Source organism: Reyranella sp., assembly GCF_017305915.1.
GTDB lineage: Bacteria > Pseudomonadota > Alphaproteobacteria > Reyranellales > Reyranellaceae > Reyranella.
This window is the reverse complement of record NZ_JAFKJN010000008.1, coordinates 211,385-231,847: the sequence shown is the minus strand read 5'-3', so window position 1 is coordinate 231,847 and position 20,463 is coordinate 211,385. Positions and strand designations below refer to the sequence as shown.

Below are 20,463 nucleotides of genomic sequence, written 5' to 3'. Positions count from 1 at the left end.
GCTAGCCAGCGGGTGCCGGGCCGTCGAGGACATGCTAGGACACCGGCGATGGAGCTTAAGGAGATCGCGCGCCAGTTTCAGGGCAAGGCGGCCAACCTGGCCCTGGGCATGCCGATCTCGTGGGTCAACCTGCTGGCCGGCCAGCCCATCACCGTCGACGGCCGCACCCTCGATTCGCGCACCCAGTGGTTCCTGAAGCTTCTGGTCAATAGCGGCCAGCAGCCCCTGCATCGGCTGGGCGTCGCCCAGGCGCGCGCCGAGTTCGACCTGTTCCAGCCGGTGATGTCGGGCCGCCCGGCGCCGGTCGGCGAGATCGTCGACCGCACCATCGCGGGCCCCGGCGGGCGGCTCCGGGTGCGGATCTATCGACCGGCCGGCTCGGTGGCGCGGCTGCTGCCGGGCATCCTCTATTTCCACGGCGGCGGCTGGGTAATCGGCAGCCTCGAGGCCTACGACCTGCCCTGCCGCTTCTTCTGCGCCCGCACCGGCTGCGCGGTGGTCGCAGTCGACTATCGCCTCGCGCCCGAGCACAAGTTCCCGGCCGGGCTCGACGACGCCGTGGCGTCGTTCCGCTGGCTGGCGGCCGAAGCGATCGACGTCGGCATCGATCCCGACCGCATCGTCGTGGCCGGCGATTCGGCCGGTGGCACGCTCGCCACCGTGGCGACCCACCTGGTGCGCGGCGAGGCGCGCGCGCCCTGCCTGCAATGGCTGATCTACCCGGCCACCGACCTCGCCGCCGACTCGGCATCGCACGCCTCCTGCGGCAAGGGCTTCCTGCTCGACCGCGACGACATGGAATGGATGCGCGGCCTCTATCTCGAGGACATGGCGCAGATCGCCGATCCGCGCGTCTCGCCGCTCAAGGCGACCGACCTCTCCGGCCTGCCGCCGGCCCTGATCTTCACCGCCGGCCTCGACCCGCTGCGCGACGAAGGCCAGGCCTATGCCGACAAGCTCGCCGCGGCGGGGGTCAAGGTGGTCCATCGCGAGTTCGATTCCCTGATCCACGGCTTCATCGGCATGCGCGGCGCTTTGCATGCGGCGGCGCGCGCAATGGATGATATGGTGGCGGGATTAAGGCACGAGCTGGCGCGGCTCGGGCGATGAGCTGAGGCGTACGGGATGACCGAGCAGGCGGGCTTGACGACGGCGGCGCGAAGCTCGAGCGAGCGCGCGGGCCGGCGCGAACAGAACAAGGCGGAGAACCGCGCCGCCCTGCTCAAGGCCGCGCGCACCGTGTTCGCCGAGATGGGCTACGGCGCCGCCGGCGTACGCGACATCGTGCGCCGCACCGACCTCGCCTCCGGCACCTTCTACAACTACTTCAAGGACAAGGCCGAGATCTTCGAGGCCGTCGTGCGCGAGATGAGCGTCGAGATCATGCGGCGCCATCGCGGCGGCCGCGCCCGGGCGCGCACCGCCGAGGAGTTCTTCCGCAGCCACATCTCGACCTACATCACCTTCGTGGTGAACGAGCCCGAGGTCCTGGCGTTCGGCCGCGCCAACGTGGCGCCGATCCGCGCCCTGATCGAGAAACCCGACCTGCAGGTGATGTCGCGCCAGCTCGTCGACGACATCACAGCCGCCATGGAGCGCGGCGTGCTGCCCCGGGTCGATCCGGCCTACCTCGCCGCAGCCCTGTCGGGCGTGGTGTTCGAGATCTCGGTGGCCATGGCGGCGCGCGACCCGGTCGACACCGAAGGCGCGATCGAGTTCGCAACCCGCATGATGATGGGCGGGATCGCGAACCTGCCGAAGAAAGATTCTTAGGCCATAGCCTCCCTCCCCATTCCCATAGGGAGGTGCCCGCGTAGTCGCGGGCGGAGGGGTCATACGCGAAGGGGCCACGAGCCGCGGCTCATGACCCCTCCGTCAGCGTAAGACGCTGCCACCTCCCCATCTGAATGGGGAGGGTTTCTTGCTCAGCCGCCCTGGGCGATGACGTTGCGCAGGACGCCGATCTTCTCGATCTCGACCTCGCAGACGTCGCCGTTCTTCAGCCAGGGCTGCGGGTTGCGCGCCATCGCCACGCCCGACGGCGTGCCGGTGATGATGATGTCGCCCGGATCGAGCGTCATCACCTTGGAGAGCTCGCTCACCAGCGTCGGCACGTCGAAGATCAGGTCGTCGGTGTTGCTGTCCTGCATGACCTCGCCGTTGACGCGGGTCATGATGCGCAGCGGTGCCCCGCCCTTCGGCAGCTCGTCGGCCGTCACGATGTCTGGGCCGAAGCCGCCGGTGCCGTCGAAGTTCTTGCCCAGCGTGAATTGGCGGCCCGACTTGCTCTGCCAGTCGCGGATCGAGCCGTCGTTGAAGCAGGCATAGCCGCCGATCACCGACAGCGCCTTCTCCTTCGGCACGTTGCGGCACTTCTTGGCGATCACGACGGTGAGCTCGGCCTCCCAGTCGTACTGCACCGAATGGGTGGTCGACAGCATCTTGCCGTTGTGCGGCACCAGCGTGTTGTTGAAGCGGGTGAACACCACCGGATAGTCCGGGATCGGGCTGCCGGTCTCCTCGGCGTGCTTGCGGTAGTTGAGGCCGATGCACAGGATCTTGCCGGGCGCCGGGATCGGGCAGAGGTACTTGGCCGACTTCTCCGACACCGTGGCGCCGGCCTTGGGCTTGGCGCAGGCCTTGGCCACCGCCGCCTGCAGCTTCCTGCCGCCGGCCAGGATCTCGACCACCGACTTCGGCCCGCGCGGCATCTGCTTGCTGAGGTCGATGACCTTGCCGTCGCCCATTTTCACGCCGACCGCCGGCTTGCCGCCGCTGTTGATGGTGCACAGACGCATGGTGTTTCCCCCTTTAGTTCAAGGCCCCGGATCGCGATTGCGGCGTAAACTCCTCCGTCCCGCGCACGCGGTCAAGCCAAGCTAGGGCGCGAGCTCCTTCAGGCGCTTGAAAAGGCCGGCCGTGCCCAGCCGGACCATGGCCTCGTGCCAGCGCTGGGCCGGTCCCTCGAGGGCGGCGATCACCGGGCCGGGATTGGCCTGCCGCGTCCAGTCGAGCAGCGCCGCCGAATTGAAGACCAGCAGCATCGCCACCGCCACGATCGCGATCTTGGCGAAGTCGAGCGCCGGGGCAGGCCGCAGCCCCTGCTCGAGCTCCTCGGTTCCCAGCGCGCTGTCCTTGTCGTTTGGCGCCATCGGCATTCCCTTCAGAACTGGAAGTAAATGAAGGGCGCCGAGCCGTCGCCGCCGAACGCCTCGATCAGCAGCAGCAGCAGGCCGCCCAGCACCCCGACAGTCCAGGGCGACAGCGCGTGATAGAGCCGGTCGAGGCGTTGCAGCAGGTCCTGGGGTGTCGCCTGCATCATGAACCCCAGCACCACCAGACCGATCAGGAAGGGCGTGACGAGCTGCGGCGCGGCCGACCAGTCGGTGAGCTGTCCTAGGATGTCGGTGGCCGCCGTCATGTCCTTGGCGCGGAAGAAGATCCAGCAGAAGCAGACGAAGTGAAAGACCAGTACGATGCGCAGCACCTGGCGCCACGGCCATGGCGAGGCCCGGTCGAGGCCGGTCGCCCGCTCGACCGCCAGCCCGCCGCCATGCAGCGCGCCCCAGACGACGTAGTGCCAGGCAGCACCATGCCACAGGCCACCGATCACCATGGTCAGCAGCAGGTTGACGTAGGTCCGGACCCTGCCCTTCTTGCTGCCGCCCAATGGGATGTAGAGGTAGTCGCGCAGCCAGCTCGACAGCGACATGTGCCAGCGCCGCCAGAAGTCCTGCAGCGACGGCGCACGGTAGGGCTGGTGGAAGTTGCGCTGGAAGCGGTAGCCCAGCAGCGCGGCGACGCCGATGGCGATGTCCGAGTAGGCGCTGAAGTCGCAATAGATCTGGATGGCGTAGCCGTAGACCGCCATCAGGATGTCGGCGCCGCCATATTCCAGCGGCGTGCGGAACACAGGATCGACCAGGTCGACCGACAGCCAGTTGGCCACCACCGCCTTCTTGAACACGCCCCAGCCGACCAGGCAGACGCCGAGGCTGACGAACACCCGGTTGGGGTTGGGCGGCTTCTCGAGCTGCGGCAGGAAGGAAGCGGCGCGCACGATCGGCCCTGCCACCAGGTGCGGGAAGAACGAGATGAACAGCATCACGTCGACGAACCGCCGCGGCCGGTCTAAATCGCCGCGATAGAGGTCGACGATGTAGGAGATGCCCTGGAAGGTGAAGAACGAGATGCCGACCGGCAGCACGATCTCCCAGTACGGCATCTCGGCCTGGAGGCCGGCGCTGCGCAGCAGCTCGTCGAAATTCTCGATGAAGAAGTTCCAGTACTTGAAGTAGCCCAGCAGCGCGAGGTTGAGCGCCACGCCGACACCGACGACCAGCCGGCGCTGGCGCTTGTCGCCGCTCGCCCCGATCAGCCGGCCGGTGCCCCAGTTGAGGCAGACGCTGGCGAGCAGCAGCAGGGTGAACTTGGTGCTCCATGCGGCGTAGAAGATGTAGCTGGCGGCGATGATCGCGAGCTTGTGCAAGCCATGCCGGCGGGCGCGCACCAGCAGCCACGACAGCGGCCAGATGCCGAGATAGAAGATCAGGAAGTTGAGGGTGGGAAAGACCATCGCCGGCCGGTCAGCGCTTCCGGTAGCCCCTCATCAGCGCCTCGTGGAAACGGTCGGCCGACAGCGCGTAGCCGCCCTCCATCATGTGCACGCGGTCGCGATGGCCGAGTCCCTCCTGCGCCCAGCGCGTGGCGCCGCACTCGCCGCCCTGCACCGACGACCAGTCCCAGAAGAAGGCGCCGGTGCGCTCGGCGACCTGGCGCTGCTGCTGGCGCACCAGGGCGACGCCGGCCGGGGCGTGCCAGCGGCAGAGGCTGCGGTCGCGGCGGGCGAGCAGCCGGCCGTACTCCTGCGCCTCGGTGGCGCTGAGCGGCGCGCAGCGCAGGGTGTCCCGCATCGGCCCGCGCACGCCGCAATAGTCCGGCAGCCGGTCGGCGTCCGGCGGCCCGACGATGGCGATCGAGGCGTTGGGGACCGCCTGCTTCAACTGGGTGACGCGCGATTCCAGAATCGTGCCGTAGTCGCCCAGCATGTCGACCGGATCGAAGCCCTCGTTGGTGCCGAAGGCGAGGATGATCAGCGCCGGCGAGAGCTGCTGGAGCTGGGCCGCGACATTGGCGCCGCTCCAGCGGTCCATCAGGCTGACCTCGGCGCCGACGAAGCCGTGGCTCGACAGCGCGACGCCGCGGGTGTTGCGCCAGATCGACCAGTCGGCGATGGCGACCTCGCCGTCGCCGCGCGGCCGCAGCTCGAAGGTCATGGCGCCGCTGCGCGCGGTGAACGACTTGCGGTCCATCTGCCAGTCGGTGCCACGGGTGTCGATGTCGCCCACCCTGCTGCCGTCGACCAGCACGTCGATATGGCCGCCCGCCGAGCGGCGGAAGAACGTCACCTCGGCGGTGTCGAAGGCGCTGTCGGCCTCCAGCGCGATCGAGGCGCCGGCGGCACGGGAGCGCAGGACGAAGCCGGACAGACCGTAGGGCACTTGCGCATAGTCGCGCTTGTTGCTCGACAGCACCTCCCAGCGGCCCTTCTGCGCGACATGGACCTGGTAGGGCCGCCAGTAGGGGAACGGCGAGCCGGGCGGCAGCATGCCGCGGCCGGCATTGCCGAACTGGCCCTGGAACAGCTCGCGCAGCCGGCCGCTGAAATGGTCGCCCGCGGTGTGGCTGTCGCCGATCTGCACGATGTTGACGCGCTGCGTGCGGCCCGCCTCGAGCGACGCCAGCGCCTCGTGGAACGCCGTCAGGCCGGCGCCCGACCGGCCGCCGGATGACGCGTTCGGCGCCGACGAGCTCGACTCGACGCAGCTCGACAGCAGCAGGATCGCCATGCAGGTCGATGCCGTCGCCGCGCGCGGCAGCCAGCCGCGCCAGGCCTGGCCGATCATTTCGCTGCGCTCGTCACGCTGCCGATCTTGCTCGAGACGTCGTTCAGCTTCGCCAGGACCTGATCGGCGATCATGTCGTACCCGTAGTCGGTGAAATGGACGCCGTCGCTGTCGCGGACCAGCCGCTGCTGGCCCTTGGCGTCCTTGAGGTAGGCAGCATACTTGCCTTCCGGGTCGATCGTCAGCGGCCGCGTCGGCACCGTCGCCACGAGGGCGCGGGAATCGGCGGCGGCGCAGACGATGTCGTTGATCTGCCTGCTGTCGGTATCGGCGCCGTCGTCGCGCATCACCGGCAGCAGCACCCAGACCAGCGGCACCAGATGGCCGGTCGCGCTGTCCATGAACCTGTCGACGCGGGCGCGGTAGGCAGCCGGCCATTGCGGCGACTTGTAGGCGGCCGCCAGGTTGCCGTCGGTGGCGTAGATGCCGCGCCGGTCGTTGGCGCCGACCATCATCACCACGGCATCGACCGGGCCCGCCTCGAAGGGGCGGTCGAGCGCGTCCAGCAGGTCGCCGCCGCCGAAGCCGATGGAATTCTTGGCGCCCCGATAGACGCTGAAGCGCTTGTCGCGATAGAGCTTGCGGTAGATGCCGCCCCAGATGCCGTCCGCCAGCGAATCGCCGACCACGGCGATCGTCACCTTCGCGGGCGACACTTTTTTGTCGCCGCCGGCGGACGGCTCGTCCTTGGCCCAACCTGCTACGGGAAGAAATGCCGTCGAAAAAGCCCAAAACCCAAAGGCAACCCCGAGCTGCCGACGCCCTGCGACCATCGAACCCCCATCTCCGCCGGCATCATACATCCTGCACGGGCAGACTTGGCGACTGTTTCGTGCGACATCGTAGGAGGGTCATGTTGATTTTCCGTGCAGGGCTCGTGCTCCTGGCGACAGTTTCGATGACGCCAGCGCAGGCCCAACTGGTAGCGCCGCTCACCACTTCCGACGGCAAGATCGCCTGCACCCAGGGCATCACCGGCGTCGGCCGGATCGCGCAATGGGAAGCGGTGCAGGACCCGGTGGCGCTGGGCGGCTGGGCGCTGAGCGAAACCGGCGGCGACGCCACCGACCTGCATTTTCCGCTGTGCATTTCCGCGCAGACGGTGGCGCGCGATGTCGACGCCACCCTGCGTTTCAAGGCGGTCGGCGGCAACCACGCCCGGGCGGCCGGGCTGGTGCTGCGCGCCCAGAGCGCCAACGACTATTACGTGGTGCGGGCCGACGCCCTGGAAGGCAAGGTCCAGCTCTATCGCATGCAGCGCGGCCGCCGCGCCCTGATCAAGAGCCATGACGGCATCGACATCGCGAGCGACCGCTGGCATGCCCTGCGGGTGATCCTGAAAGGCGCGAGCTTCGAGGTTTCGCTCGACGACAAGCCGGTGTTCAAGGCGACCGACGCCAGCCTGCCGATGGCCGGCACGGTCGGCGTCTGGAGCCAGGCCGACAGCGTGATCCGCTTCGGCTCGCTGGTCGTGGCGCCGGTACCCTGAGGACGGGGCCCCTGAGGACAGGAGCCCGGATCAGGCTGCGAGCCCGAAGCTCAGCTTGATGGCGATGATCATGTTGTTCACCGCGATGCTGGCCAGGATCAGGCCGAACACCCGGCTGATCACCTCGACGCCGCCGCGGCCCAGCACGCGGTACAGGAAGCTCGACGCCGCAAAGAGGCCGAACATCACCAGCAGGCAGATCGAGAGCTGGCCGGCGGTGATCGCCTGCTCCCCGAAGGTGCGGGTGTCGTTGTCGGCCAGCAGCACCACCGTCAGCATGGCGCCCGGCCCGGCGATGCCCGGAATGGCGAGCGGATGGATGGCGCGCTCGTAGACCGACGTGCCTTCCGGGATCCCCGCGGCCTCCTCGGTGACCTTGCCGAGCACCAGCTTGAGGCCGAACAGCAGCAGCACGATGGACCCGGCGAGCTGGAACGACTCCATCGGGATATGCAGCACCCGCAGCAGGAGCTGGCCGCCGGAGATGAAGAACAGCAGGACGGCGAAGGAGATCGCCAAGGCGAAAGCCGCCACCTTCAACGCCTCGCGGCGCGGCTGCCCCAACGTGGCGGTGAGGAAGATCGGGATGGTGGAGACCGGATCGAGGATGACGAACAGCGTCACCAGCTCGTAGATGAACGTGTGCGTGAAACTCGTTCCCACCCGGGCCCCCTCAGGATCTCGCCGCGATCAGCGCCTCGGCCAGCTCGACGAAGCCTGCGCCGGAGCGGGCCCGCGTGACCCAGCGCGGCAGGTGCGGCATGGCATCGGCGAAGTCACGCACATTGGCGACGCCGACGCCATTGGGAAAAAACCCGAACATCGGCGAATCGTTGGGCGAGTCGCCGGAAAAGACGTAACGGTCGGCCTCGCGCGCGAGATCGACGCCGAACAGCTCGGCCATCATCGCCGTGCTGGTGGTGAGCTTGTCGTAGTCGCCGAACCAGCCGTTGACGTGGATCGAGCTCACCTTGGCGTGGGCGCCATGGCGCTCGAAGATCGCGACGATGCGGTCGATGTCGGCGCGCGGCAGAGGCGGCACGTCCTCGCAGAAGTCGATGGCGAGATCGGCCAGGCGATAGGGCTGGTCGGAGGCGATGCCGGCGCCCGGCACCTCGCGCAGCACGTCGGCGCGCACGGTCTCGAGGCGGCGGCGGCCGTCGGCGCGCTCGGCCTCGGTCTGGATGAAGCGGGCGCGCAGCTTCTTCGCCTTGTCGTCGTGCCACATCCAGAAGGCGCCGTTCTCGCCGACCACGGCGTCGACCGGCCAGAACCGGCAGATCATGTCGCACCAGCCGGCCGGCCGGCCGGTGACCGGGATGACCAGCAGGCCCGCCTTCCGGAGCGCCGCCAGGGCGGCATAGGCCTCGGGCGTGAGATGGCCCGCGGTGGAGACGGTTTCGTCGATGTCGGTGAGGACCCCCCGGATCGCGGCCAGGGTGGCTTTGGGGCAGTCGGAAAGCGGCTTCATTGCGCCACTTCTTAACATGGCGCGGGCGGGAGATCGGAGCTAAAAGCCCCCCAATGCACCTCGAAGCCCTTACCGCTGTGAGTCCCGTCGACGGCCGATATCGCGCAACCGCCGAGGCGCTTGCTCCCTATTTCAGCGAATACGCGCTCATGAAAATGCGCGTGACCGTCGAGTGCGAGTATCTCACGGCACTCTCGGAGACCAAGGGCGTCGGGATACGTCCGCTTACGGCGGACGAAAAGAAGATGCTTCGCGCGCTGCCCGATATCTCGATCGAGGACGCACAGATCATCAAGAAGTTCGAGCACGAGGGCTATGGCGGTGTTCCCGCAACCAATCACGATGTGAAGGCGGTCGAGTACTTCATCAAGCTCAAGCTCAAGAACTCGAGCCTTGTCGACGTCCTCGAGTGGGTGCATTTCGCGCTCACCTCCGAGGACGTGAACAGCACCGCCCATGCACTCGCCCTTCGCGGAGCGCTCGAAGCGGTGATGCTGCCGGCACTCGAGAAGGTGGAGAGCGAGATTGTCGGTCTCGCCCGGGCACATGCCGATACGGCCATGCTCGCGCGCACCCATGGACAGAGCGCGACGCCGACGACCTTCGGCAAGGAGATGAACGTCTTCGCGCGGCGTCTCGCCAAGCAGGTCACGGCCCTCAAGAGCAGCTCCATCCTCGTGAAGTGGGGCGGACCTTCAGGCAACTACAACGCCCAGATGGTGGCTCTTCCGCAAATAGATTGGCTCGCCTTTGCGCATTCCTTTGCGGAGAGGTTGAACGCGGCAGGTGCGGACAAGACACGGTCCGTACGCCTCGCGCTCAACGAGGTGACGACCCAGATCGAGCCACACGACACTTATGCGGAGATGTTCGACAACTTCCGCCGCATCAACACGATCCTCATCGATCTGTCGCAGGACGTGTGGCGGTACATCTCGGACGGATGGGTGACGCAGAAGCCGAAAGAGGGCGAGGTCGGCTCGTCGGCCATGCCGCACAAGGTGAATCCGATCGATTTCGAGAATGCGGAAGGAAACTTCGGCGTTGCCAACGCGCTTTTCGAGCATCTCTCGAGAAAGCTGCCGATCTCACGCCTTCAGCGCGATCTCTCGGACTCCACCGTGGAGCGCACCTTCGGCACCGCCTTCGCGCATGCGCTCATCGGCTACCATTCGCTCGTGCGCGGCTTCGGCAAGATCAGCGTGAATGAAACCGCCCTTCGCGATGCCCTCACGACGCACCCGGAAGTCCTCGCCGAAGCGATCCAGACGGTCCTCCGCGTCGCCGATGTCGAGATGCCGTATGAGAAGCTGAAGGCACTCACGCGCGGCAAGCAGGTGACGATGGAGGATTTCGCCACCTTCATCGACGGCCTCGATATCGGCCCGGACATGAAGGCGCGGCTCAAGGCGCTTCGTCCCGAGAACTACACAGGCCTCGCTGGCGAGCTTGCCAGGAAGTGATTACACGACGTTGAAGGGAGCCGCGCAGCCCCTCCTCCCCATTCAAATGGGGAGGTGTCGGCGTCTTACGCCGACGGAGGGGTCATCGGCGACAACGCGGTCGTGGCCTCCGACCCCTTCGCCCCCGTAAGACGGGGGCACTTCCCCATATGAATGGGGAAGATTGCGTTGAAGCGCGCTACCTCTTCACCTCGCTCATCACCTGCTTGGTCGCCTCGACCAGGAAGCGCTCGCCCTGCCTGCGAATCGTATGCTCCTCGGTCGGCTTGCCGGCGGCGGCGAGGTCGCGCATCAGGGTGTGGATGACGTCGTGGTCGCCCGGCTTCTCGAAGTCGGCCAGCACGATCTCGTTGCCATAGGCCTCGGCATCGGCGCCGCTCCTGCCCATCAGGCCGGCGGCCCACAGGCCCAACATCTTGTTCTTGCGGGCGCGCGCCTTGAACTGCAGCTCCATGTCGTGGCTGAACTTGTTCTCGTGGGCTTTTTCGCGATCGTCGAACGTCGTCATCTCAGGCGCTCCGCAGGGGCTGTCGCGGCGGGTTATAGCAGCACGGCGCGGCCTTTCCACCCCATGCCGGGAGTGGCAGAATCAGGGCATGCCGCTTGATGACATGCGCTCCTGGATCGGCCGAACCCAGTCGGTGGAGGACTTCGTCGCCCCCTGGCCGGCCAAGGCGCTGATCGCCACCCTGGACGAGCGCGATCCCGAGCCGCGCATGGGCAATCCGCTGCCGCCGCTGTGGCACTGGCTCTATTTCCTCGAGGTCGCGCCGGCATCGAAGATCGGTCCGGACGGCCATGGCGAGCGCGGCGACTTCCTGCCGCCGATCGACCTGCCGCGCCGCATGTGGGCAGGCAGCCGCTTCCGTTTCGACGGCGAGCCGATCCGCATCGGCGAGACCGCCAGGCGCGTCTCGACGATCAAGTCGATCGAGCCCAAGTCCGGCGCCACGGGCGCGATGGTGTTCGTCACCGTGCAACATACGCTCTCCGGGCCCCGCGGCACGGCGCTGATCGAGGAGCACGACATCGTCTATCGCGAGGCCGCCAAGCCCGGCGAGGCCGTCCGCGACCCCAAGGCCGCGCCGACCGATTCCACGACCGCCAAGACGATCGTGCCCGATCCGGTGCTGCTGTTCCGCTTCTCGGCGCTGACCTTCAACGGCCATCGCATCCACTACGACCAGCCCTACGTGACCGGCGTCGAGGGCTATCCCGGCCTGATCGTGCACGGGCCGCTGATGGGCCTGCTGCAGATCGAGCTGGCGCGCCGCGCCACGCCCGCCAGGACACCCGCGACCTTCGAGTTCCGCGCGCTGTCACCGGTGTTCGCCGGGGCGCCGCTCACGGTCGCGGCGCGCCGCGAGCCCGACGGCTCGCTCACGACCTGGATTGCCAACGCCAAAGGGGGATTGGCACAACTGGGAAAGGCCACCTTCCGATGACCCACACGCTTCACCATGCCGGCTGCGGCTGTCTCGCAATGCTGTCGCGCCGGCGCGCGCTCGGCTTCGGCTTCGCGGCCGCGGCAACCGCCGCAACCCTGACCACGCCCGCCCTGGCGCTCGACACGGGCTACGAGGCAATGCTGGTGAAGTGCATCGACCCGCGCTTCACCACCAACACCTGGGCCTACATGTCGAGCCGCGGCTGGCAGAACCTGTACAGTCAGTTCAACATCGCGGGCGGCCCGATCGGCATCGTCGCCCCTGTCTTCGCCGATTGGCAGAAGACCTTCTGGGACAACCTGAAAATTTCCTACGGCCTGCACGAAATCAAGCGGGTGGTGGCGATCACCCACCGCGACTGCGGCGCGGCCGTGGTCGCCTACGGCGACCGGATCAAGACCGACACCGCCTTCGAGACCAAGACCCATGCCGGCGTGCTCAACCAGTTCCGGGACGAGGTCGCCAAGCGCTATCCCGACCTCAAGGTCGAGCTCGGCATCATGGACCTGAACGGCGCGGTCGAAGTCGTCGCCTGACGGCCGATGGTGTAGACTGGCGGTCGTGCCCGACTCGTCCCTGCCCCCCTTGCCGGCCAAGTCGTCGTCCGCCCTCGAGCGCCAGCTCGCCGTCCAGCGCGCCCGCCGGCCGGCCGATCCGCTGCTGTCGCTGGTCGTGCCGGTGTTCAACGAAGAGGAATCGATCGACATCTTCCTGACCACGGTCGAGCCGTTCCTCGACCGTGCCGGGCTGCGCTTCGAGATCGTGTTCGTGAACGACGGCTCGCGCGACGACACGCTGAGCCGGCTGCTCGACTGCGGCCGGCGCGATGCCCGCATCCGCATCGTCAACCTGTCGCGCAACTTCGGCAAGGAAGCGGCGCTGACCGCCGGCATCGACCATGCCCGGGGCGACATCCTGATCCCGATGGACATCGACCTGCAGGATCCGCCCGACCTGTTCATCCCGTTCATCGAGCGCTGGCGCGAGGGCTACGACATCGTCTACGGCGTGCGCCAGAAGCGGGCCTGGGACACCATGAGCAAGCGGCTGTCGGCCGGCTGGTTCTACTGGGCGTTCAACCGCATGTCGCCGGTGCGCATCCCACCCAACGTCGGCGACTTCCGCCTGGTCGACCGCCGCGCGGTCGAGGTGCTGCGCCAGTTGCCCGAGCGCAACCGCTTCATGAAGGGGCTGTTCGCCTGGGTCGGCTTCAACGCGGTCGGCGTGCCCTACGAGCGGCCGCAGCGCGCCGCGGGCTCGAGCAAGTTCAACCTGTGGCGGCTGTGGAACTTCGCGCTCGACGGCGTGGTCAGCTTCTCGACCGTGCCGCTCCGGGCCTCGTTCTACGGCGGGCTCGCGATCGCGGCGATCGCGGCGCTGTACGCCCTCTTCATCATCGGACGGGTGCTGATCTTCGGCATCGACACGCCCGGCTATGCCTCGCTGTTGATCGCCGTGCTGGGCATGGGCGCGATCCAGCTCCTGTCGATCGGCATCATCGGCGAGTATCTCGGCCGCCTGTTCCTCGAGGTGAAGGGCCGGCCGATCTACGTCGTCGAGGGCGTCTACGAAGACCCCCAACCGCCGCAGGCCTGATGGACCTCAAGGAAGAGGACATCCTGGGCGGCGACATCGGCCGGCACTGGTACTACCGCGCCAAGGCGGCGGCGCTGCGCCGGATGGTGGCCGCCCTGCGGCCGCAGCGCCTGCTCGATGTCGGCGCCGGCTCGGGCTTCTTCTCGCGGCATCTGCTGGCCAACGGCGCGCAATCGGCGCTCTGCGTCGACATCGGCTACGAGCACGACCGCGACGACAGCGAGGCCGGCAAGCCGGTGCTCTACCGGCGCGACTGCGACGCGACCGACTGCGACCTGGTGCTGATGATGGACGTGCTGGAGCACGTCGACGACGACGCCGGCCTGGTGCGCCATTACGCGGCCAGGGTGCCGTCGGGCGCGCATTTCCTGGTGACCGTGCCGGCGTTCCGCTTGCTGTGGAGCGGCCACGACGTCTTCCTCGAGCACAAGCGCCGCTACACTTTGGGCGAGATCGAGCAAGCGATGCGCACCGGCGGGTTGGAGATCGTGAAGGGCGCCTACTACTTCGGCCTGATCTTCCCGCTCGCCGCCGCCGTCCGCCTCGCCACCCGCGGCGACGGCACGCCGCGCAGCAGCCTCAAGAAGCATGGCGCGCTCAGCAACGGCTTGCTCGCGGCGGCGTGCGCCGCCGAGCTGCCGCTGTTCCCGATGAACCGCCTCGCCGGCCTGTCGGCCTTCGTCCTGGCGCGCAAGCCATAGGTATCCTTGCACCCAAAATGGGCGCATGATACAAAGAACGAACATGAGGATCATTGCCCGGCGAACCCTTCGACGATTTGTCGAAAGCCGCGCGGGACACAAGGATCGGCCGGCGTTGAAGGCAGCGTTAGATGCCTGGTTCACCGAGGTCCGTACGGCACAGTGGACAAGCACGGCCGATATCAAGCGACTGTATGCGTCGGCCAGCATCGTGTCGGCGGATCGCGTCGTGTTCAACGTCAAGGGCAACGACTATCGGCTTGTCGTGGCAGTCGACTTCGAAAAGGGCATCGTCTGGATCAAATGGATCGGCACCCACCGGGACTACGATCGCATCGATGTGAGGAGGATCAGATATGAGTGACGTGAAACCGATCCGCACCGAAGCCGACTACGAGGCCGCTCTGGCCGAGGTGGAGCGCCTGTGGGGCGCGAAGGCCGGTACGGCCAAGGGTGACCGGCTGGACGTGCTGGCGACCCTGATCGATGTCTATGAGAGCCAGCACTTTCCCATGGATCCGCCCGATCCTATCGAAGCGATCAAGTTCCGGATGGAGCAGCAGAATCTCAGCCGCAAGGACCTCGAGGGGATCGTCGGCAGCCGCACCCGCATTGCCGAAGTGCTGAATCGCCGCCGCGGCCTGTCGATCAACATGATCCGACGACTGCACGACAAGCTCGGCATCTCGACGGACATCCTGATCCGGCCGTCGCGGATCAAGCAAGCGCATCCGCGGCGAGCCGCTTAGACCACTTCGGATCACCTTCGCTTCGAGATGCCTATTCGGGTGTGGATAAGCCTGTATGAGCGAGCCTCATTATGGGCAATGGAACGGGAATCGGTCCCTGATTTCCTTGGCAAAAAATCGCAGCCATTGCCCAAAATAGGTGCTTGGGCGGGAGGCGCCTATCCTGCTTGCACCATCGAGACCGCAAGCAGAAGTCCAAGATGCCGCCCCTTCAACGTCCCTCAGCGATTCGGCCGTTGCCGACCGTTTTCGACCGTTCATCGCGGTTTTCCCTCGCCGGGCTGCGGCGAAGAATCCCGCCAACTCAAAGACTTGGCGTTCCGACCGTACTCGCCTTCGACAAAGACGGCGAAAACGGCCGAAAACGGCAGCAATCGGACTTAGGCCGCCGCCACGTCCTTGGCGCCGATGCGGCGGCGCTTGGCGTTGATCTCGCGCAGCACGACCAGCATCTCGTCGGCGACGACGTCGCCCGGGATGGCGTCGCCCTCGGCCTTGAGCTCCTCCATGTCGACCCACACCGCGTAGAGCGGCGCGGTGCGCGAGGTGATGATGCCGGCATGCAGCAGCGTCTTGATCAGGACGCGGAAGATGTTGGTGCTCTCCTTGAGCTGGGCGCGCCGCTCCTCGTCGCCGAAGGTGTCCTTCAGGGCGTCGCGCACCCATTCCCAGTGCAGGCCGTACTTGGCATAGATCACCTGCTTCTGCTCGCTGTTGATCAGGTTGAACAGCAGCATCTGGAAGAGCTGCGCCGACCAGTCCTCGACCTTCTTGTGCTCCTCGTCGCTGAGGTGCCGGATGGTCTTGGCCGCCCACAGCCGGCCGAAGCGGTGATGGAACGCCTCGTCGCTCATGACGAGCTGCACCAGCCGGCGCAGGACGGGATCGGCGGTCTTGGCGTTGAAGGTCGCGAAGGCACCCATGGCGATGCCCTCGATCAGCATCTGCATGCCGACGATCTTCTTGTAGACCTCCGGCGTGCTGACCAGATCCTTCAGCACCGTCTCGATCGTCTTGCCGACCGGCAGCGGCGCGCCCCAGCGGCTGGCGATGTAGCGGGTGAAGCCGGCAACGTGGCGGGCCTCTTCGCGCGCCTGGTTGGCGGCATATTCCTGCGCGCCCGGATCGACCAGCACGTGGCACAGGCTGGCCGACAGCGACAGCGCCCCCTGCTCGCCGTGCAGCAGGTTCGAGAGCGACCAGTGGGTGACGTCGTTGGCCAGCCGGACCCTCTGCCGCTCGTCCAGCCGGGCCGTCACCGCCTCGCAACGCAACTCGATGATGGTGTCCGACGGCATGATCTGCTGGCTCGCCAGGTCGAACGGCTGGTCGAAGTCGATGTAGCTCTTGTCGAACGGGTCCCAGAAATGGTCGTGGGTGGCCGAAATGATGCCGTCGAAGGCGTCGCTGCGGCGGCCGTAGCGCGGCACCTCGAGCATGGCCGGAAAATCTTCCGGCGCGACCGCGTCATAGGCCTTGTCGTACGTGATCTGCTGGGCCATGTGGGGCCTCCCGTTCCCATCCGATTTATGACGTCTGCGTCACCTTTTTCAATGGATTTTTCCCCAATCCCGTTCCATGGGGTTTCCGCCATATTCCGGCCCGATACCCTGCAAGGGGGCGGACGGTGCCGGCCGTCCGCACAGGAGTAGCAAATGTCCCGCCGCCGCCGCATCTACGAGGGCAAGGCCAAGACCTTGTTCGAGGGGCCAGAGCCCGGGACCATCGTCCAGTACTTCAAGGACGACGCGACCGCGTTCAACAACCAAAAAAAAGGCACGATCACCGGCAAGGGGGTGATCAACAACCGGATCTCCGAGTTCCTGATGACCAAGCTCGGCGAGATCGGCGTGCCGACCCATTTCATCCGCCGCCTGAACATGCGCGAGCAGCTCATCCGACAGGTCGAGATCATCCCGCTCGAGGTGGTGGTGCGCAATGTCGCAGCCGGCTCCTTCGCCAAGCGTTTCGGGGTCGAGGAAGGCACCCAGCTGCCGCGCTCGATCATGGAGTTCTTCTACAAGAACGACCAGCTCGGCGACCCGATGGTCACCGAGGAGCACATCACCGCCTTCGGCTGGGCGACGCCGCAGGATCTCGACGACATCGTCGCACTGACCCTGCGCGTGAACGACTTCCTGTTCGGCCTGTTCCTCGGCTGCGGCATCAAGCTGGTCGACTTCAAGATCGAGTTCGGCCGCCTATATGAGGAGGACATGGTCCGCATCGTGCTTGCCGACGAGATCAGCCCGGATTCCTGCCGGCTGTGGGACCTGCGCACCAACGAGAAGATGGACAAGGACCGCTTCCGCCGCGACCTCGGCAAGGTCGAGGAGGCGTATCAAGAGGTGGCCCGCCGGCTGGGCATTTTGATCGACCAGGGCCCCGGCGACGTGCGCGGCCCGACGACGCTCCAATAAGAGGTGAGATGAAAGCCCCCCATGAAAGCTAGAGTTCACGTGACCCTGAAGAACGGCGTGCTCGACCCCCAGGGCAAGGCCATCGGACATTCCCTCAATCGCCTCGGCTTCCCCGAAGTGGGCGACGTCCGCCAGGGCAAGGTCATCGAGCTGGAGATCGCCGAGACCGACAAGGCGAAGGCCAAGGCCCGGGTCGAGGACATGTGCAAGAAGCTCCTCGCCAACACGGTGATCGAGAACTACTCGATCGAGATGATCTGATGAAAGCGGCGGTCCTCGTCTTCCCCGGCTCGAACCGCGAGGGCGATGTCGCGCAGGCGATCGAGCTGGTCACCGGCCGCAAGCCCCAGATGGTCTGGCACGGCGACGGCGACTTCGAGAAGACCGACCTGATCGTGCTGCCGGGCGGCTTCTCCTACGGCGACTATCTGCGCTGCGGCGCCATGGCGGCGCAGTCGCCGGTGATGGCCGAGGTGAAGAAGCGCGCGGCGCAGGGCGTGCCGGTGCTGGCCATCTGCAACGGCTTCCAGATCGCCGCCGAAGCGGGCCTGGTGCCCGGCGTGCTGATGCGCAACGAGAAGCTCAAGTTCGTCTGCGGCGACGTGCATCTCAAGGTCGAGACCAGCCAGAGCCTGTTCACCAACCGCTACCAAGCCGGCCAGGTGATCAAGGTCCCGGTCGCTCATGCCGAGGGCAACTACTTCGCCGACGCCGACACCCTGAAGCGGCTCGAGGATCGCGGCCAGATCGCCTTCCGCTACTGTGCGCCCGACGGCACGGTCGACGGCAGCGGCAACCCGAACGGCTCGATCCGCAACATCGCCGGCGTGTTCAACGAGAGCAAGACGGTGATGGGCCTGATGCCGCACCCGGAGAACGCCGTGGAGCCGCTGTTCGGCGGCTGCGACGGCAAGGCGTTGTTCGAGGGACTGGTCGAGGCGCTGTCGTGACGATTGCTGTCGAGAAGAACCCGCCGGTCAAGCTTCCCAACGAACCGAAGATCACGCCGCAGATCGTCGCCGAGCATGGCCTCGCGCCCGACGAGTACGAGCGGCTGCTCAAGATCATGGGCCGCGAGCCGACCATGGTGGAGCTCGGCATCTTCTCGGCGATGTGGAGCGAGCATTGCTCCTACAAGTCGTCGAAGGTGTGGCTGAAGAAGCTGCCGACCAAGGCGCCCTGGGTGATCCAGGGTCCGGGCGAGAATGCCGGCGTCATCGACATCGGCGACGGCCAGGCCGCCATCTTCAAGATGGAGAGCCACAACCACCCCTCCTACATCGAGCCCTACCAGGGCGCGGCGACGGGCGTGGGCGGCATCATGCGCGACGTCTTCACCATGGGCGCCCGGCCGGTGGCGAACCTCAATGCGCTGCGCTTCGGCGATCCGTCGCACCCCAAGACCCGGCACCTGGTGTCGGGCGTGGTCGCAGGCATCGGCGGCTACGGCAACTGCATGGGCATCCCGACCGTCGGCGGCGAGACCAACTTCCATGCCGCCTACAACGGCAACATCCTCGTGAATGCCATGACCGTGGGCATCGCGCCGTCCGACCGCATCTTCTACGCGGCCGCCGCGGGCGTCGGAAATCCGCTGGTCTATGTCGGCTCGAAGACCGGCCGCGACGGCATCCATGGCGCGACCATGGCCTCGACCGAGTTCAACGAGGACAGCGAGGAGAAGCGGCCGACCGTGCAGGTCGGCGACCCGTTCGTCGAGAAGCTGCTGCTCGAGGCCTGCCTCGAATTGATGGCGACCGATGCGATCGTCGCCATCCAGGACATGGGCGCGGCCGGCCTCACCTCCTCCTCGTTCGAGATGGCGGCCAAGGGCGGCCTCGGCGTCGTGGTCGAGCTCGACAAGGTGCCGATGCGCGAGGCGGGCATGAACCCGTACGAGCTGATGCTCTCCGAGAGCCAAGAGCGCATGCTGATCGTGCTCAAGCCCGGCCGCGAGGATCTCGCCCGCCGGATCTTCGAGAAGTGGGAGCTCGACTTCGCGGTGATCGGCCATCTCACCGACAGCGAGCGCATGGTGCTGACCTGGCACGGCGATGTCGTCGGCAACATCCCGATCCCGCCGCTGGTCACCGAGGCGCCGATGTACGAGCGGCCGTGGACCCTGACCGAGCTGCCGGCTGCGGTCGACGCCTCGAAGGTGCCGGCGCCCGGCAACTCCATTGGCGACTGGAACGCCGCGCTGCTCAAGCTGATGGGCTGCCCCGACCTCGCGAGCAAGGCGTGGATCTGGCACCAGTACGATCACCTGATCATGGGCAACACCGCGATCCGGCCGCAGGACGGCGACGCGGCGCTGGTGCGCGTGCCCAAGGGAGCTACAGGCGCCGGCCACAAAGGTCTCGCCATGACGTCGGACTGCACGCCGCGCTACGTGCAGGCCCATCCCGAGACCGGCGGCCGCCAGGCCGTCGCCGAGGCGTGGCGCAACATCACCGCGACCGGTGCGACGCCGCTCGCCGTCACCGACAACATGAATTTCGGCAACCCGCAGAAGCCCGAGATCATGGGGCAATTTGCCGGCGCCATTCTAGGAATGGCGGAGGCGTGTCGCGTCCTCGACTTCCCGGTCGTGAGCGGCAACGTCTCGCTCTACAACGAGACCGAGGGCCGGCCGATCCTGCCGACGCCCACGATCGGCGCGGTCGGCGTGATCGAGGACATCGGCCATGCCGTCGGCTCGCGGCTGACCCAGGCGGGCCTGGCGATCATCCTGGTCGGCGAGACCCGGGGCTGGCTCGGCCAGTCGCTGTACCTGCGCGAGCTGCACGGCCGCGAGGATGGCGCACCGCCGCCGGTCGATCTGGCGGTCGAGCGGCGCAACGGCGACTTCGTGCGCGGCCAGATCCTGGCGGACCGGGCGCAGGCGTGCCACGATCTGTCGGACGGCGGCCTGCTGGTCGGCCTGGCCGAGATGTGCATTGCCGGCGGCACCGGCGTCACCATGAAGCAGCCGGCCGGAACGGGCGTTCCCTCACACGCGTTTTTCTATGGCGAGGATCAAGCCCGCTACCTGGTCGCTTCGGGCTCGGGCCACGACATCCTCGAGGCCGCCAGGGCGGCCGGCGTGCCGGCGGTCCTGCTCGGCTACTCGGGCGGGGCATCGCTGGTGGTCGAGGGGCTGGTCTCGCTGCCTCTGGCCGACATCAAGAAAGCCCACGAGGACTGGCTGCCGGCCTATATGAGTGCCGTTGAATAAGGG

Annotated in this window: 23 protein-coding genes; 14 read left to right on the top strand and 9 right to left on the bottom strand. The window is 67.0% G+C overall.

The window, feature by feature from the left end:
* Window positions 1-48: 48 nt before the first annotated feature.
* Window positions 49-1,110, top strand: a complete 1,062-nt coding sequence (locus tag J0J01_RS06110; protein WP_296379347.1) for an alpha/beta hydrolase — start codon at window positions 49-51, stop codon at window positions 1,108-1,110.
* Window positions 1,111-1,125: 15 nt separating this feature from the next.
* Window positions 1,126-1,773 carry a TetR/AcrR family transcriptional regulator gene (locus J0J01_RS06105; RefSeq protein WP_296379346.1) on the top strand — a complete coding sequence of 216 codons (648 nt, stop codon included), beginning with the start codon at window positions 1,126-1,128 and terminating at the stop codon, window positions 1,771-1,773.
* A 152-nt stretch (window positions 1,774-1,925) separates the two neighbouring features.
* On the opposite strand, the gene J0J01_RS06100 is transcribed toward J0J01_RS06105, so the two are convergent.
* From J0J01_RS06100 to J0J01_RS06080, 5 genes are all read right to left on the bottom strand, one after another.
* Window positions 1,926-2,798, bottom strand: coding sequence for a fumarylacetoacetate hydrolase family protein (locus J0J01_RS06100; protein WP_296379345.1), 873 nt, complete (start codon window positions 2,796-2,798; stop codon window positions 1,926-1,928).
* Window positions 2,799-2,879: 81 nt separating this feature from the next.
* Window positions 2,880-3,152, bottom strand: a complete 273-nt coding sequence (locus J0J01_RS06095) for a hypothetical protein (RefSeq protein WP_296379344.1) — start codon at window positions 3,150-3,152, stop codon at window positions 2,880-2,882.
* Between the two features lie 11 nt (window positions 3,153-3,163).
* Complete coding sequence (locus J0J01_RS06090; protein ID WP_296379343.1) at window positions 3,164-4,576, bottom strand: MBOAT family protein; 1,413 nt, start codon at window positions 4,574-4,576, stop codon at window positions 3,164-3,166.
* 10 nt (window positions 4,577-4,586) lie between these two features.
* Entirely contained in the window at window positions 4,587-5,906 is a 1,320-nt protein-coding gene (locus tag J0J01_RS06085; RefSeq protein WP_296379342.1) for a hypothetical protein, read from the bottom strand.
* Entirely contained in the window at window positions 5,903-6,562 is a 660-nt protein-coding gene (locus tag J0J01_RS06080) for a DUF459 domain-containing protein (protein WP_296379341.1), read from the bottom strand. Before J0J01_RS06080 ends, J0J01_RS06085 begins: the two co-directional genes overlap by 4 nt.
* Window positions 6,563-6,804: 242 nt before the next feature.
* On the opposite strand from J0J01_RS06080, the gene J0J01_RS06075 reads away from it, so the two are divergent.
* Window positions 6,805-7,395 (top strand): hypothetical protein, encoded by a 591-nt coding sequence (locus tag J0J01_RS06075; protein WP_296379340.1) that lies wholly within the window; start codon window positions 6,805-6,807, stop codon window positions 7,393-7,395.
* 30 nt (window positions 7,396-7,425) lie between these two features.
* Here J0J01_RS06075 and J0J01_RS06070 read toward each other — a convergent pair whose 3' ends face one another.
* Complete coding sequence (locus J0J01_RS06070; RefSeq protein ID WP_296379339.1) at window positions 7,426-8,058, bottom strand: MarC family protein; 633 nt, start codon at window positions 8,056-8,058, stop codon at window positions 7,426-7,428.
* Window positions 8,059-8,068: 10 nt separating this feature from the next.
* Complete coding sequence (locus tag J0J01_RS06065; RefSeq protein WP_296379338.1) at window positions 8,069-8,866, bottom strand: HAD-IIB family hydrolase; 798 nt, start codon at window positions 8,864-8,866, stop codon at window positions 8,069-8,071.
* A gap of 53 nt (window positions 8,867-8,919) precedes the next feature.
* On the opposite strand from J0J01_RS06065, the gene purB reads away from it, so the two are divergent.
* Window positions 8,920-10,329 carry an adenylosuccinate lyase gene (gene purB, locus J0J01_RS06060; RefSeq protein ID WP_296379337.1) on the top strand — a complete coding sequence of 470 codons (1,410 nt, stop codon included), beginning with the start codon at window positions 8,920-8,922 and terminating at the stop codon, window positions 10,327-10,329.
* Between the two features lie 178 nt (window positions 10,330-10,507).
* Here the strand turns inward: purB and J0J01_RS06055 are convergent, their stop codons facing one another.
* Window positions 10,508-10,837 (bottom strand): DUF1476 domain-containing protein, encoded by a 330-nt coding sequence (locus J0J01_RS06055; protein WP_296379336.1) that lies wholly within the window; start codon window positions 10,835-10,837, stop codon window positions 10,508-10,510.
* An 88-nt stretch (window positions 10,838-10,925) separates the two neighbouring features.
* On the opposite strand from J0J01_RS06055, the gene J0J01_RS06050 reads away from it, so the two are divergent.
* Genes J0J01_RS06050 through J0J01_RS06025 form a run of 6 tightly spaced genes read left to right on the top strand, consistent with a single transcriptional unit; the run spans window position 10,926 to window position 14,823 of the window.
* Window positions 10,926-11,774: a MaoC family dehydratase N-terminal domain-containing protein gene (locus J0J01_RS06050; RefSeq protein WP_296379335.1), complete on the top strand. Its 849-nt coding sequence runs from the start codon at window positions 10,926-10,928 to the stop codon at window positions 11,772-11,774.
* A complete protein-coding gene (locus J0J01_RS06045; RefSeq protein WP_296379334.1) occupies window positions 11,771-12,313 on the top strand; it encodes a carbonic anhydrase in 543 nt (180 codons plus the stop codon). Before J0J01_RS06050 ends, J0J01_RS06045 begins: the two co-directional genes overlap by 4 nt.
* 25 nt (window positions 12,314-12,338) lie before the next feature.
* The gene (locus J0J01_RS06040) at window positions 12,339-13,373 is read left to right on the top strand and encodes a glycosyltransferase family 2 protein (protein WP_296379333.1); all 1,035 of its coding nucleotides are present in this window, start codon (window positions 12,339-12,341) and stop codon (window positions 13,371-13,373) included.
* Window positions 13,373-14,074, top strand: a complete 702-nt coding sequence (locus J0J01_RS06035; protein ID WP_296379332.1) for a class I SAM-dependent methyltransferase — start codon at window positions 13,373-13,375, stop codon at window positions 14,072-14,074. Before J0J01_RS06040 ends, J0J01_RS06035 begins: the two co-directional genes overlap by 1 nt.
* Before the next feature lie 43 nt (window positions 14,075-14,117).
* Window positions 14,118-14,438, top strand: coding sequence for a type II toxin-antitoxin system HigB family toxin (locus J0J01_RS06030; RefSeq protein ID WP_296379331.1), 321 nt, complete (start codon window positions 14,118-14,120; stop codon window positions 14,436-14,438).
* Entirely contained in the window at window positions 14,431-14,823 is a 393-nt protein-coding gene (locus J0J01_RS06025; protein ID WP_296379330.1) for a helix-turn-helix domain-containing protein, read from the top strand. Before J0J01_RS06030 ends, J0J01_RS06025 begins: the two co-directional genes overlap by 8 nt.
* Before the next feature lie 380 nt (window positions 14,824-15,203).
* Here J0J01_RS06025 and J0J01_RS06020 read toward each other — a convergent pair whose 3' ends face one another.
* Window positions 15,204-16,325: a ferritin-like domain-containing protein gene (locus J0J01_RS06020; RefSeq protein WP_296379329.1), complete on the bottom strand. Its 1,122-nt coding sequence runs from the start codon at window positions 16,323-16,325 to the stop codon at window positions 15,204-15,206.
* A 153-nt stretch (window positions 16,326-16,478) separates the two neighbouring features.
* On the opposite strand from J0J01_RS06020, the gene purC reads away from it, so the two are divergent.
* Genes purC through purL form a run of 4 tightly spaced genes read left to right on the top strand, consistent with a single transcriptional unit; the run spans window position 16,479 to window position 20,460 of the window.
* A complete protein-coding gene (gene purC / locus J0J01_RS06015) occupies window positions 16,479-17,243 on the top strand; it encodes a phosphoribosylaminoimidazolesuccinocarboxamide synthase (protein WP_296379328.1) in 765 nt (254 codons plus the stop codon).
* 21 nt (window positions 17,244-17,264) lie between these two features.
* The gene (gene purS / locus J0J01_RS06010) at window positions 17,265-17,504 is read left to right on the top strand and encodes a phosphoribosylformylglycinamidine synthase subunit PurS (RefSeq protein ID WP_296379327.1); all 240 of its coding nucleotides are present in this window, start codon (window positions 17,265-17,267) and stop codon (window positions 17,502-17,504) included.
* The gene (purQ, locus tag J0J01_RS06005) at window positions 17,504-18,193 is read left to right on the top strand and encodes a phosphoribosylformylglycinamidine synthase subunit PurQ (protein WP_296379326.1); all 690 of its coding nucleotides are present in this window, start codon (window positions 17,504-17,506) and stop codon (window positions 18,191-18,193) included. Before purS ends, purQ begins: the two co-directional genes overlap by 1 nt.
* Window positions 18,190-20,460 (top strand): phosphoribosylformylglycinamidine synthase subunit PurL, encoded by a 2,271-nt coding sequence (purL, locus tag J0J01_RS06000; RefSeq protein ID WP_296379325.1) that lies wholly within the window; start codon window positions 18,190-18,192, stop codon window positions 20,458-20,460. Before purQ ends, purL begins: the two co-directional genes overlap by 4 nt.
* Window positions 20,461-20,463 lie beyond the last annotated feature (3 nt).